10 protein-coding genes are annotated in these 13,717 nt (G+C 62.4%); 9 read left to right on the top strand and 1 reads right to left on the bottom strand.

The features are described from left to right. The first annotated feature begins 118 nt into the window (after positions 1-118). From dcuS to QWJ34_RS09665, 6 genes are all read left to right on the top strand, one after another. Complete coding sequence (gene dcuS, locus QWJ34_RS09640; protein WP_302727308.1) at positions 119-1,768, top strand: DcuS/MalK family sensor histidine kinase; 1,650 nt, start codon at positions 119-121, stop codon at positions 1,766-1,768. Then, positions 1,765-2,472, top strand: coding sequence for a response regulator (locus tag QWJ34_RS09645; RefSeq protein WP_302727309.1), 708 nt, complete (start codon positions 1,765-1,767; stop codon positions 2,470-2,472). The genes dcuS and QWJ34_RS09645 overlap by 4 nt, the downstream gene beginning before the upstream one ends. Positions 2,473-3,252: 780 nt before the next feature. Beyond that, a complete protein-coding gene (locus tag QWJ34_RS09650; protein WP_302727311.1) occupies positions 3,253-4,629 on the top strand; it encodes a 2-hydroxycarboxylate transporter family protein in 1,377 nt (458 codons plus the stop codon). 122 nt (positions 4,630-4,751) lie between these two features. Further along, on the top strand, positions 4,752-5,966 hold the full coding sequence (locus QWJ34_RS09655) for an NAD(P)-dependent malic enzyme (protein ID WP_302727312.1): 1,215 nt from the start codon (positions 4,752-4,754) through the stop codon (positions 5,964-5,966). Between the two features lie 140 nt (positions 5,967-6,106). Next, the gene (locus tag QWJ34_RS09660; RefSeq protein WP_302727314.1) at positions 6,107-6,964 is read left to right on the top strand and encodes a GNAT family N-acetyltransferase; all 858 of its coding nucleotides are present in this window, start codon (positions 6,107-6,109) and stop codon (positions 6,962-6,964) included. A gap of 54 nt (positions 6,965-7,018) precedes the next feature. After that, positions 7,019-7,978 carry a helix-turn-helix transcriptional regulator gene (locus QWJ34_RS09665; RefSeq protein ID WP_302727315.1) on the top strand — a complete coding sequence of 320 codons (960 nt, stop codon included), beginning with the start codon at positions 7,019-7,021 and terminating at the stop codon, positions 7,976-7,978. Between the two features lie 107 nt (positions 7,979-8,085). Here the strand turns inward: QWJ34_RS09665 and QWJ34_RS09670 are convergent, their stop codons facing one another. Next, positions 8,086-8,664 (bottom strand): TetR/AcrR family transcriptional regulator, encoded by a 579-nt coding sequence (locus QWJ34_RS09670; RefSeq protein ID WP_302727316.1) that lies wholly within the window; start codon positions 8,662-8,664, stop codon positions 8,086-8,088. Between the two features lie 227 nt (positions 8,665-8,891). Here QWJ34_RS09670 and QWJ34_RS09675 point away from each other — a divergent pair, with 227 nt between their 5' ends. The 3 genes from QWJ34_RS09675 (at position 8,892) to QWJ34_RS09685 (ending at position 13,672) form a co-directional block, all read left to right on the top strand. After that, entirely contained in the window at positions 8,892-11,915 is a 3,024-nt protein-coding gene (locus QWJ34_RS09675; RefSeq protein ID WP_302727317.1) for an ATP-binding protein, read from the top strand. Positions 11,916-12,021: 106 nt separating this feature from the next. Further along, positions 12,022-12,399 (top strand): LytR/AlgR family response regulator transcription factor, encoded by a 378-nt coding sequence (locus QWJ34_RS09680; protein WP_302727318.1) that lies wholly within the window; start codon positions 12,022-12,024, stop codon positions 12,397-12,399. An 88-nt stretch (positions 12,400-12,487) separates the two neighbouring features. Beyond that, entirely contained in the window at positions 12,488-13,672 is a 1,185-nt protein-coding gene (locus QWJ34_RS09685) for a response regulator (RefSeq protein WP_302727319.1), read from the top strand. Positions 13,673-13,717 lie beyond the last annotated feature (45 nt).

The raw sequence follows: 13,717 nt of genomic DNA on the forward strand, positions 1-13,717 counted from the left end.
TCTTGCTGGACTTTCCCGATCACCCGCAAACCCGCTCTCTCCTGTGAGCGGGTTCCTCGTGTTTACCGGGCGAATCGGTTATAATGCCTAACAACTATGCAAAAACGGAGGGATACCGGTGAAGATCGGCCGTTATAGAATGCGGTTTCAAACCACGATTACGCTCATGGTGCTTTCGGTCGTGGCGCTTGCGCTGCTCGCGCTGTACACCATGATCAGCATCGAAATCTCGAAGCATACGCGCGAAGGCCTGGAGCAGCGGGCGGTCGGCATCGCCCGCACCGTCGCGCATACCGAGACGGTGCAGAAAGGACTGGAGGCCGGCGGAGACCGCGCGGCGGTGCAGGCTTACGCGGAGGAAGTGCGCCGGGCGAACAATATCCAGTTCGTCGTCGTGATCGACATGAACGGGATTCGGCTCTCGCATCCCGATCCGACGTTGATCGGCAAGCATTTCTCCGGCGGCGACGAATCGCCGGTGCTGCGCGGACAGGAATCGATCTCCGCGGCGACCGGGTCGCTGGGCCCGTCCATGCGGGCGTTCTCGCCGATCTACGGCGAAGGCGGCGGACAGGTCGGCGCGGTGGCCGTCGGCCTGTCGCTCGGCAGCGTAAAAACGGCGGTCGGGCAAAATATGTGGCTGCTCTACTGGGGCATCCTGCTCGGCGGGCTGCTCGGCATCTTCGGCGCGGTGCTGCTGGGCCGCAGGCTCAAACGCATGATGTTCGGCATGGAGCCGGACGAGATCGCCCGGCTGCTGGAAGAGCGCAGCGCCATGCTCCAATCGGCGAAGGAAGGCATACTCGCCGTCGATAAAGAGCTGCGGATCACTCTCATCAACGCCGAAGCGAAGCGGCTGATCGGCGAAGAACGGCGGCCGGAAGCCGCGCCGGGCGGCAGCAAACCGGAGGCGCGGGAACCGGCAGCCGATCCGGCGGAATCCGATTTCCGTTCCCTGCTGCGGCTGGAACGGGTACTGGCGAGCGGCGAGCCGGTCTACAATCTGGAGGTGGAGCGCGGGGGGACGGCGCTGCTGGTCAACGTCGTGCCGGTGAGGATCGAAGGACGGGTGGAAGGCGCGTTCGCCACGTTCCGCGACAAGACCGAGATCGCGCTGCTGATGGAGCGCTTGTCGGGCATTTCGCTGTATGCGGACGCGCTGCGGGCGCAGACGCACGAGTTCATGAACAAGCTGCATATTATCATGGGGCTGACGCATATGAAGCGCTACGACCGGCTGGAAGAGTATTTGCAGGAAGCCGTGCCGAGCCTGCAGATCGAAGCGGGCGCGGTGGCGACCCAGGTCAAAGACCCGGTGATGGCCGGCTTCCTGCTCGGCAAGCTCAGCCTGATGCGCGAAGCCGGGATCCGGCTCACGGTGCGCGAAGACGGCGTACTGCCGGAAGCGGCGGAGCCGGCCGTATCCAGGGAACTGGTGACGATTGTCGGCAATCTGCTCCAGAACGCGATGGAAGCGCCGAGGCCGGAAGATACCGGCAAAGAAATCGAGATCGGGTTCGTGTACGCGAAAAGCTCGCTTGAGATCGGGGTGCGCGACAACGGCACCGGTATCTCCGGGGAAGTCGCGGCGTGCATGTACGAGCAGGGCTGTTCGACCAAAGGCGGCGACCGCGGCGTCGGCTTGTACCTGGTTCGCCGCAGCGCGGAACGCCTCGGAGGCTCGGTGTCCTGGGAGAGCGAAGCGGGCGAAGGCACCTGCTTTGTGGTGGAACTGCCGTACTTTACGAAAAATGGGGTGAGCGGATGATCCGGGTATTGATTGTCGAAGACGATCCGATGGTGGCGGAGATGAACCGGTTCTATCTGGAACGGGTGGAAGGGTTTGAATTCGGCGGCTGGGCCGAATCGCCCGAAGAAGCGCTGAAGAAGCTGGAAGAAGAATCGTTCGGCTTGATTCTGCTCGATTTGTACATGAAAGAAGAGAACGGCCTGGAACTGCTGGCGGAGATCCGCCGCCGCTCCCTACCGATCGACGCGATCGTGATCTCGGCCGCCAGCGACAAAGGCAGCATCCAGCGGGCGCTGCAAAACGGCGTCGTCGATTATCTCATCAAGCCGTTCGAATTCGGCCGATTCAAAGGCGCGCTCGGCGCTTACCGGGAGCGGCACCTGCTGCTGCGCGAACGCTCGAATCTCGGCCAGGCCGAGCTGGACGCGCTGACGAGGCGGACCGCCGAGCCGGCCCGCGGCGAGCCGCTGCCGAAAGGCTTCACGAAGCAGACGCTGCGCGCGGTCTGGAACGCGATCGAATCGCTGCCGGGCGATTCGTTCTCCAGCGAGGAGATCGCGGCCGCGACCGGCGTCTCGCGCGTCTCGGCCGGCAAGTATCTCGCCGGCCTGACGGAGATGAACGTGCTGGAGATGGACCAGATGTACGGCACCATCGGCCGGCCGGTGCAGCGCTACCGCGTCCTGCCGGGCGGGCGCACGATTATCGCGGCTTACGTCTGAACGGATAGAACAGCCAGGGCTTTCGCCGAACGAGCGGAAGCCTTGGATTGTCGAGAAACGATTTGATGTAAACCCAATTAGTACTTTGTCACAGATGAATGTAAGGTTATGCTCGTCTGAGATTCGTACCTGACCCGTGTACGAAGTCTCCGTTGGAATCGCACTTGAACCGTGCGTGTTTCCGATGGACGCAAACCTTAAATTGAATGCGGTCAAAGTACGAGTTAGGTTCGATTGGAATGAAAGTTCGGGGAAAAGGCTGGAGAAATAAAGCAGAGGGCAAGAAAAATCGAAATAGCTGCGTATAGGCCCTTATTCCGGCTTAATCTCACGCTTTCGAGGAAATAACGGCGCTGATACATCTATTTCGAGTTTTTTCGCCCCGATTCGGCTTTTGGCTCCCGAATAGCTGCGCCTGCGTCGCTATTTGAAGAAACCGAAGGGTTTCGCCCTAAATAAGTGTACCTGCGTCGCTATTTTCCGTCGGGAACTCTACCCGGCTTTCCCGACAGCCCGGGGCTTCCGCCGAACAAGCGGAAGTCTTTTTTTGCGCCGTATCCGCTTCGTATCCGCTTCGTATCCGCGCGCTGTCGGCGCGTTTCCTCGCCGATTCTCCCGACCGTCCCTACATAGCCCGCCCGCCCATCCAACGCCGGACGTCTTTTTTTGATAACGCTTACTTAATTAATTTAAAAAAAGAATTCGTTAATTTCATAAAAACAAAAGTGTTCCCAAGGGGAGTAGGATGATCTTGCAAACGATTACAAGGAGGTCAACCCCATGGAAAAAGCAATCCAGCAGCCGATCCTGCCGCAGCAGGAGGAGCGAGGCGCCGGAGAGACGCAGAGCAAGAAAAGCGTGCTGCGCAGAGTCGGCGATCTGAAAGTCATGCGGCTCAAAGTCGGCGTCGTTCCTCTCCCGCTGTATCTGGTGCTTGCGGTCATCATATTCGCAGCCGCCGCGCTCGGCCGGCTGCCCAACGATATGATCGGCGGACTTGCGGTCATTATCATTCTGGGCATCCTGCTCAGCGATCTGGGCTTCAAGCTTCCGCTGCTCAAAAATATCGGCGGTCCGGCTATTCTGTCGCTGATGATTCCGTCTTTCCTCGTATTCTGGAACGTGCTGAATCCGCCGGTCATCGACGCGGTGCACACGCTGATGAAAACGTCGAATTTTCTCTACCTGTACATTGCCTGTCTCGTCGCGGGCAGCATCACCGGCATGAACCGGCGCACGCTGATCGACGGTTTTATCCGCATCTTTATCCCGATGATGGCCGGCACGTTCGCCGCGGTCGGAGTGGGCGTCGGCGTCGGCATGCTGCTCGGCTACAGCGCGCACCGCGCGTTTTTCTACATCGTGATCCCGATCATCGCCGGCGGCGTCGGGGAAGGCATCCTGCCGCTGTCGATCGCGTTCTCGCAGATTCTCGGCGGGGACTCCGGCGCGTTCGTCGCCCAGATGATCCCGGCGGCGGTAATCGGCAACGTGTTCGCGATTATCGGGGCGGGTTTGCTGAAGAAAATGGCGGACAAGAATCCTTCGATCACCGGCAGCGGCGTGCTGGTCCGCGAGAAAGACGGCAAGAAGCTCGGCGGCAGCGCCTACGACGGCGAGAAGATCGACTTTGCGCTGATGGGAGCGGGCCTGCTGTTCGCCTGCGGGTTGTTTATTACCGGAAGTCTGCTGTCGCCGTTCGTCGGCATTCCGGGTCCGATCCTGATGATCTTCGGCGCCGCGCTGCTGAAAGTGAGCAATCTGCTGCCGAAAAAAGTCGAGCAGGGCGCGTATCATCTTTACAAATTCGTTTCCGGCACATTGACGTGGCCGCTGATGGTCGGTCTGGGCATCCTGTACATCCCGCTCGGCGACGTGGCGGCGATAATCTCCGTTCCTTACGTGCTGACCTGCGCAAGCGTGATCGCGGCGATGATTCTGAGCGGATACTTCGTCGGCAAATGGGTGCGCATGTATCCGGTCGAAGCGGCGATCGTAACCGGCTGCCGCGGCGGTCTGGGCGGCACGGGCGACGTGGCGATCCTGTCGGCATCGGGCCGCATGGAGCTGATGCCGTTCGCGCAGATCTCGACCCGGATCGGCGGCGCGCTGACGGTGGTCGCGGCCACGCTGCTGATTGCGGTCTGGGGCGGCTGACCGCGCGCCGGCCGGACTGCCGTGCCGCTTAAAGGCGAAGCCTGATCGAAACATCGAAATATCGAATCGGAATCGTAAAAGTCAAACGCAACCGACAAATCGCATACGGGAGGACGAATGATATGGGACTGCTTGAAGAAATTATGGATCTGCATCAAGGCGGCAAACTGGAGACCCTGCTGAAAAATCCGATTCGCAACAAAGAGGACCTGGCCCGCGTGTATACGCCGGGTGTCGCCCGGGTGTGCGAAGAGATCGCGCGCAATCAAGGGAAAGCGTACGAGCTGACGACGAAAAAAAATACGATCGCCGTGGTGTCGGACGGCACGGCGGTGCTGGGGCTCGGCGATATCGGTCCGGAAGCGGCCATGCCGGTCATGGAAGGCAAAGCGGCGCTGTTCAAACAGTTCGCCGGCGTGGACGCGGTGCCGATCTGCCTGGATACGAAAGATACCGAAGAGATCATCGCCGTCGTCAAAGCGCTCGCGCCGACGTTCGGCGGCATCAACCTGGAGGATATTTCTTCGCCGCGCTGCTTCGAGATCGAAGCGCGGCTGCGGGCGGAGCTGGATATTCCCGTGTTCCACGACGACCAGCACGGCACGGCGATCGTCGTGCTCGCGGGGCTGCTGAACGCGCTCAAAGTCTGCGGCAAGTCGATCGAAGAGGTCAAGATCGTCGTCAACGGCATGGGGGCGGCCGGCCTGTCCGTTTCCAAAATGCTGCTTAAAGCCGGCGCGGTCAACCTGATCGGCGTGGATCGGCACGGCGCGCTGACCCGGGCCGAGGTCTACGGGAACGAACACTGGAACGACTTCGCCCGGGTGTCGAATCCGTATCTGGAAGAAGGAACGCTGTCCGACGTGATCGCGGAAGCGGACGTATTCGTCGGCGTGTCCGCGCCGAACGTGCTGACGCAGGGCGATGTGCGCGGCATGGCGCAGGACCCGATCGTATTCGCGATGGCGAATCCCGTGCCGGAGATCGACCCGGCGCTGGCCGCGCCGTATGTCCGCGTCATGGCGACGGGACGTTCGGACTTCCCGAACCAGATCAACAATGTGCTCTGCTTCCCCGGCATTTTCCGCGGCGCGCTGGACTGCGGAGCGACCGATATCAACGAAGAGATGAAGCTGGCCGCGGCCGAAGCGATCTCGTCGGTAATCGACCCGGCGGACCTGAACGAGAACTATATTGTCCCCGACGTGTTCGACCCGCTCGTCGTCGAACGGGTCCGCGCAGCCGTAGCCGAAGCGGCCGCGCGCAGCGGCGCGGCGCGTTCCGCGGCGGACCGCACGGAAGCCGCGCGAATCCGTTCGATGGTGCCGGCGGAATAACGGCCCCGACTTCGTCATTGACGCCCCCGCCCGGCCAATGCTACAATGGCTGGAATTTATACCGTCCGTATACGGAGACAAGCTTCGTTCCCGAGGAACGGAGCTTTTTTTACATAGGGATGAACAGGGAGGACAAGGCGATGGATAAGCAAACGAAGAAACCGGCCGCGCTGCAAAGTTTCGGCCGCGAAGACGACGTGCTGGACCGCCGGCCGTTTACGGACGACGAGGTGCGCTACAATCTGATGCACCTGAACCGGGACAACCCGGAAGCGCTGCGCCTGAAAGCGGGCGACGAGAAACTGATCTTTACCTGGTCGCAGGGACGGAACGGCTGGCTGTGGATCGACGCCTCGCTGGATCGGGCGGAGCGGGAGACCCGAGTGCGCGGACTGCTGGACGAACTGGATCGCCGAAGCGTCCGTTTGAGCGGAGCGACCGGGCAAGAAGACGATATGCGCTTTTTGATGAAGGAGTACGCGGCGCGGCAGGGTCTGGAAGCGAGAGAAAATATGGGGCTTGAAGCGTACGATTGTACGGACGTGCGCGCGCCTTCGGGAGTGGAAGGCGCGGCGCGCGCCGTTCGTCCGGACGATGCGGAGACGGTGGCGGAGTTTCTGGCCGGATTCGTGCGCGACGCGTTCGGCATGGAACGGACCGCCGATTCGTTTGCGGACGACGCGGCGGGCATGGCGGCTTCCGGCAATCTGTTCTTCTGGGAAGTCGGCGGGCAGCCGGCGGCGATGGCGAATCTGGCCCATGCGTCGCGGCGGCACCGCCGGATGAACGAAGTCTACACGCCGCCCGCATGCCGCAAACGCGGTTACGCCGGCGCGCTGGTCTCGGCGCTCTGCCTGCGCATGCTGGAAGAAGGCATCACCCCGATGCTGTTTGCCGATACGGCCAATCCCGACTCGAACGGCGTATACCGCAGAGTCGGATTTGTGTCGAAAGGACGGCTGCTGGATGTGCGCTTCCATGAACCGAATGCGCGGTAGCGCAAGCTTTTGCCGGCGGGTCCGCGTGTTCGATTTTCAAAGGAGGAATCGCTGTTGAACAAAACCGACCGAATGCTGGCGATTCTGCTGCGCCTGCAGCGCGGAGGCCCGCGCCGGGCGGAAGACCTGGCGCGGACATTCGAGACCAGCGTTCGGACGATCTATCGCGATATGCAGGCGCTCAGCGAGTCGGGCGTTCCGATTCTCGGCACGCCGGGAACCGGTTATTCGCTGATGGAAGGCTATTTTCTTCCGCCGGTTATGCTGACGGCCGACGAAGCGCTGGCGGCGCTGATCGGCACGGACTTTACGGCCCGTTATTTCGGCGGACGGGTGCAGACGGGATCGCGCGCGTTCCGGGAAAAGCTCGAACTGATCCTGCCCGCGAACGTGCTCGAAGAAGTGGAACGGCTGCGCGCCGCGACCAAGCTGGTGAGCGAGAAAAAGCCGCCGGAAAGCGAAGATGAACTCGAAGCCGCGGAATGCTTGCGGGAAGCCGTGCTGGAGCGGCGCAAAGTGGAGTTCGTCTACGTCAAAGCCGGCGAAGAGTCCTCCGCATCCGGCAGCGCGCTCGAAGCAGACCGCCGGACGGCCGCGCCTTACGGTCTGGCTCTGCTGCGCGGCGTCTGGATGCTGATCGCGCGCTGCGACCGCCAGCAGGCGATTCGCCATTTTCGCGTATCGCGCATGCGCGGCCTGACGCGCACGGACGAAACGTTCCGCATGCCGGACGATTTCCGCCTGTCGGATTACCGGGCGGCCGACGACCGGACCCTCCGGGCCGTCGTCCGGGCCGACGCGTCCGCGGCCGAGCGGGTGAAGGAGCAGCGCTCGTACTACCTGGAGCGGATGGAGCCGGACGGCGCAGACCGGCTGCTGCATTTTCGGGTGCGGCATTTCCGCGAGCTGCTGCCGCTGCTGCTCGGGCTCGGCGCTTCGGCCGAAGTGCTCGAGCCGGAAGAACTTCGGACGCTTGTGCGCGACGAACTGCAAAATATGCTGAAACGCTACTGACAGAATGCTGTCGGCAGCGGGAAGCGATATCGAACAGCCTCGCGCTTTTCCAGGCCGGGGCTTGTTCGCCGTGAGCGGTCCCCGCGCGGGTTCGCTTGCGCCCTCGCTTACTCCGCTTCCGGAAAACGGCTCACGATCATTTTCTCCAGCAGCGCGTACGCCTGTTCCAGATCCAGTTCGGGCTGAAGCAGCTTCTGCAGGGCCAGGCCGTCGAAGCAGGCGAGCAGGATCGCGGACAGCGCTTCGCGTTCCGCTTCTTCCAGTCCGTGCAGCGCCGAATCCAGCACGCCGGAGATGCCGCCGCGGCCGATCTCCATCAGGCCGCCGACGCCGGCGGACAGCTCGGGATTGCGCAGCCCCTGGGCGAACAATTCATAGCGCAGCTTGTACCATTCCGGCTCGTGCCCGGGCGTTTCTCCGGCGCGCCGGCGGCCTTTGGGACCGAACAGCTCCGGGGACGCTTCGCCGCGCAGCCCGTCCATCTCTTCCGCATACTGCCGCGCGCTTTGCAGCAGCACCTCGCGCAGAATTTCTTCTTTCGTTTTGAAATAATAATGGATCAATCCCGGCGCGGCCAGACCGGCTTCCGCCGCGATTTCCTTGATCGAAGCGTGGTCGTATCCCCGGTTTGCAACAGCCCGCGCCGCCGCTTCGACAATCTGCTTTTTCCTCGGATTCTCCTTCAAGCGATCTTCCCTCTTTCCTGGTCGAACGACCCATTCAGCGTACCAGCTCCTTTTCGGTGCCGCAATCCCGCACAGAGCGCGCCCGCGGTTTTTACTTTTTCAAAAAACCTTTTCGCTGCTCTTTATAAAAAGCCCCCTTTTGCCGAAAAAAAGATAAAAAGATCGTTTTTTCACGATAAAGGCATCGGCTTGGCGCGCCTGCCGCACAGAAATGAGCGATACGACAGATGTGGAAAAAAGGACTGGAACTGCTGCTTGGCGCTTTCTTGATTATGATCGTTCCCGGCGTCGGACTCATGAATATGTGGAACTCGCAGCGGGATCTGCCGCAGGCCGAAGCCGGAGTCATCGACCTTGGCGGCTGGAATTACGAGCGGAGCGGCCCGGTCTCGCTGAACGGCGAGTGGATATTCTATCCCGGCCGCCTGCTGGGTCCGGACGATTTCGCCGAGAATGCGCCGGAAAGTTTGACGGCCGCCGTGCCGGGCGCCTGGAACCGCGCGATGCCGGACGGACCGCTCGGATCCGGCACGTACCGGCTGACCGTGCTGCTCGGACGCAGCGTCGACGAGGATTACGGGCTGCGCATCGCCAATGTGCGCATGGCGAGCCGCGTCTACCTGAACGGCGAAGAGATCGGCGCAAGCGGAACGCCCGCGGCATCCGTGTCGGAGGGCGTGCAGAAAAATATTCCGTATACCGGCTTTACGCGCGTGCGCGGCGACCGGGCGGAGCTGATCGTGCAGGCTTCCAATTTCAGCTACTCGTCGGGCGGCATTATCTCTCCCGTGCAGTTCGGGCCGGAGAATGTCATTCTGCACGACAATCAGGGCGATGTGATTCGCGATGTCGCCATGCTGGGCGGGTTCCTGATGCCGGGCGTGCTCTGCCTGCTGCTGTACGGGCTGCATAAACGCGAACTGCCCCAGCTGTTCCTGGGTCTGTTCTGTCTGATGGGCACGATCTACGTGCTGACGCACGGCGAGAAGCTGATCGACTTCTTCCTGCCCGACCTGTCTTACATGGCGGTGCTGAAACTTCAGGCCGCTTCGTCGAATCTGATCTACCTGTTCCTGATCGCCTATATGGCGGCGTTGTCCCCGGGCGCGGTTCGCCGTGCCGTGCTGACGGCGTATATCGCGGTCACGGCTGTCGGAACGGCGGCGGTGCTGATTCTGCCGATGGCGCTCGTATCGCGGGCCGACGGCCTGATTCCGCTTATCTCGTTTGCCAGCATCGTTTACGTCTGCCTGGTTATAAGCAAATGGGCGCGCCGGCAGCCGGAAGATCTGCTGTTTATCGGAATCGGGCTGCTGAGCATCTCCATGTCGATCCTGCTGAGCCTGCTTTATTTGTTCGGTCAGATGGAAACGGGCTGGATGATCGTGTACGAGCTGGTGCTGTTCGTGCTTGCGCAGACGGTGCTGCTGGTGCGCCGCTCCGTCCGCGCCTTTGCCGAAGTGGAGCGTTTGTCCAAACGCCTGCTGACGCTGGACGGCCTGAAAGACGAGTTTATGGCGAATACGTCGCACGAGCTGCGCACGCCGCTGCACGGCATTATCAATATCGCGCGCTCGATGCTTGAAGGGGCGGCGGGTCCGGCATCGTTCAAACAGAAAGAAAACCTGGCCATGATTATGGCGGTCGGACAGCGCTTGTCGCTGCTGGTCGGCGATATCCTGGACTTTTCCAAAATGAAAGAAGGCCGGCTGCGTCTGGACGCCCGCCCCCTGAATCTGGCTTCGGTCGTCCGCTCGGTCGTCGAGGTGATCGGCTATACGCTGGACGGAAAGCCGATCGCGATCGTGCAGGACCTGCCGGACGATCTGCCCAGCGTAAAGATGGACGAAGACCGGCTGCGGCAGATCCTGTACAACCTGCTGGGCAACGCCGTCAAATATACGCGCGAAGGCGAAATCCGGATCGGCGCTTCCGAGCTGGGCGGAACGATAACCGTCCGGGTATCGGATACCGGAGTCGGCATCGAACGGCATCGCTGGCCGGATATTTTCCGCCGTTTCGAACGGGTGACGGACGAGCGGAACGCAGCCGGAGCCGGCCTGGGCTTGAGCATTACGAAAGAGCTGGTCGAACTGGCCGGCGGGCGGATCTGGCTGGAGTCGGAACCCGGCGCGGGTTCCTGTTTCTTCTTTACGCTTCCGGCGTCGGAAGAAGCATCGCTGCCGCCCGCGGCGTTCAAAGAAGCGGACGCCGCGGAAGAAACGCCGGAAGCGGATATGCCGCTTGCGCCTTCGGGCTCCGGCCGCGTGCTGATCGTCGACGACGATCCGATCAACCGCCGGGTGCTGCTCAATCTGCTGACGACGGCCGGTTACGATACTTCGGCCGTCTCCGGCGGCGAAGAAGCGCTGGCCTTTATGGAAAGCGGCGCGGGCGTCGAGCTGGTCATCACGGACTGGATGATGCCCGGCATGTCGGGCATCGAGCTGTGCCGCCGGCTGCGCGAACGCCGCTCGCTGGCCGAGCTTCCGATCCTGCTGCTGACGGCGCGGGTGCTGCCGGAAGATATTCGCGCCGGCTTCGACGCCGGAGCGAGCGACTTCCTGGGCAAGCCGGTCGACGCCGGCGAACTGCGGGCCCGGGCGCGCACCCTGATCGCGACGCGCCGCGCGGCGGAAGAAGCCGTGCGTACGGAGATGGCGTTCCTCCAGGCGCAGATCAAGCCGCACTTTCTGTACAACGCGCTGAACGTCATTATCTCGACCTGCCCGGTCGACCCGGACAAAGCGACCGAACTGCTGATCGAGCTGAGTCATTATCTGCGCGGCAGCTTCGACTTCCACAACCGGGAACGCCTGGTGCCGCTGAGCAAAGAACTGGATCTGGTGCATGCGTATATCGCGCTGGAACAGGCGAGATTCGAAGACCGGCTCCAGTTCCAATGCGAAGTCGACGATCTGCTCGGCGAATTCGTGCCGCCGCTCAGCATCCAGCCGCTGGTGGAGAATGCGGTCCGGCACGGCATTATGCGGCGTTCTTCCGGCGGGACCGTCCGGCTGGAGATCCGCGACCTCGGGTCTTCGGTCTCGGTTGTCGTCGCCGACGACGGAGTCGGCATGGGCGCGGCGGAATTCGAAGAGATCATGGCCGGACGCCAGGGCGGCGTCGGCCTGCGCAATATTCAGCAGCGGCTGCTTGCCCAGTACGGGGCGTCGCTGAAGCTCGGCGACCGTTCGGGCGGCGAAGGCACGCTCATCGCGTTCGAGCTGCCCAAAGCCGCCGGCCTGTAAACCGCTTAACCGCGCCGCGCGGCCATGTTCAGAAAATGTTCAGCCTTCTCCCTTATGATAGGAATACGAAGATCGAATTCGTTGTTCCGAAGGGAGGAAGGAAGCCGTGAAAATTTATGTGTTGGACTGCGACGAAGATTCCTGCGCAAATACGGCCGGGCTGCTGCTTCGCTACGCGGACGTGGAACTGGTGGGCCGCTCGGCCGAGCCTTCCTCGGCAGTCGGGGAAGCGGCCGCGCTCGGCCCGGACGCCCTGTTCGTCGATGCGAGACTGGGCGCAGCGTCCGGCCTGACCGCATCGGAGCGGATTCGCGGCCTGCTGCCGAACGTCCGCATCGTCTATGTGACGGCGAGCCGGGATTACGCTGTCGCCGCTTTTGAACAAAGAGCGTTCGATTACTTGTTGAAACCGCTGAACAGCGACAGGCTGGACCGGACGATCGGCCGGCTGCGGCTGGACTGCGGGGAACTCCGGACGGATTGAAGGCGCGGCCCGCGGTTTGTCGGCGGCGCGCGTCCCAAAGCCCCGGCAAGCGCACCCAAGAAACTGACAGATACGGAGTGATTCATTCATGCGGGCAATTCTGATCGACGACGAAAAACCGGCCCTGGCCCATCTGGAGCGCCTTCTGCGCGCGAACGGCCGGATCGAACCGGCGGCGCTGTGCACTTCGGCAAAGGAAGGGATCGAATATCTGTCCCGGGAGCGGGTGGATGTCGTGTTTCTGGATATCGGCATGCCGGAAATGAACGGGCTGGAGGCGGCCGAGCATATTCAGCAGCTCGATCCGCGCATCTCGATCGTATTCGTGACCGCCTACTCCGATTACGCCGTGGAAGCGTTCGATCTGCAGGCGATCGACTATCTGCTCAAACCGATCGGCGCTTCGAGACTGGAAAAAGCGATCGGCCGTCTCTCGCCGGGCGAACGTCGTCCGGCGCAGCCGGCAGACCGCGCGGAAGCGGAAGAAGCGGCCGCAGGCGGCGAACCGGCCCGGGAAGCCGAGGCGTGCGCGCCGGGCATCCTGGCGTTCCGCCGGCTTGAGCTGCGCGTCCGGGAGACCGGCGCGTCGAAGCCCGTCAAATGGAGAACGGCCAAATCGCAGGAGCTGTTCGCTTATCTGCTGCACCGGGGCGAGCAGTGGGTAACGCGCGACGAACTGATCGAGCTGCTCTGGCCGGAAGCGTCGGCGGACAAAGCGGTCACGCATCTGCATACGTCCGTGTATCAGATCCGCAAGATTCTCAAGGAATGGAACGCGGAGGTCAAGCTGGAGTACCGGCAGGAGAGCTACCGCCTGCTGCGCGGCGGGCTGGAAACGGACGCCGAAATCTTCGAGCGCGAAGCGGACCGCTTGAAGTCGCTCGACCGCTTCGGCGCCGCTTCGGCGGAGCGCCTGCTTGCCCTGTGGACGGGCGGTTATCTGGAGCAGCACGACTATCCGTGGGCGGAAGCGCGGGCCGAGGAGTTGAAGCGCCGGCGTCTGCGCCTGACGCTGGACCTGGCCGCTTACGAGACGGAGGCGGGATTATCTTCCGCGGCCAACCGCCGCCTGTCGCTGCTTCAGCAGGAAGAACCGTTCGCGGAAGAAGTCTGCCGGCAGCAGATGCTGGCCTGCGAGCGCTCCGGCGATCTGCGCGAAGCGCTCAACTGCTACCGCCGGCTGGAACGCCGCCTGGACGAAGAACTCGGCGTGCCGCCGGAGAAAGCGACCCGGCAGCTGCACGAGCGGCTGCGCTTGTCCCATCTGGCGTAAAGGCCAAAGCAGACCGGCATGGATGCGGATCGTCCGTCAGCGCCC

Origin of the sequence: Saccharibacillus sp. CPCC 101409, assembly GCF_030518235.1 — a bacterium.
Classification (GTDB): Bacteria; Bacillota; Bacilli; order Paenibacillales; family Paenibacillaceae; genus Saccharibacillus.

Excerpts from the sequence above, each read along its gene's own strand:
- QWJ34_RS09645 (WP_302727309.1), top strand. The coding sequence starts at position 1,765 with ATGATCCGGGTATTGATTGTCGAAGACGATCCGATGGTGGCGGAGATG.
- QWJ34_RS09650 (WP_302727311.1), top strand. The coding sequence starts at position 3,253 with ATGGAAAAAGCAATCCAGCAGCCGATCCTGCCGCAGCAGGAGGAGCGA.
- QWJ34_RS09655 (WP_302727312.1), top strand. The coding sequence starts at position 4,752 with ATGGGACTGCTTGAAGAAATTATGGATCTGCATCAAGGCGGCAAACTG.
- QWJ34_RS09660 (WP_302727314.1), top strand. The coding sequence starts at position 6,107 with ATGGATAAGCAAACGAAGAAACCGGCCGCGCTGCAAAGTTTCGGCCGC.
- QWJ34_RS09675 (WP_302727317.1), top strand. The coding sequence starts at position 8,892 with ATGTGGAAAAAAGGACTGGAACTGCTGCTTGGCGCTTTCTTGATTATG.
- QWJ34_RS09685 (WP_302727319.1), top strand. The coding sequence starts at position 12,488 with ATGCGGGCAATTCTGATCGACGACGAAAAACCGGCCCTGGCCCATCTG.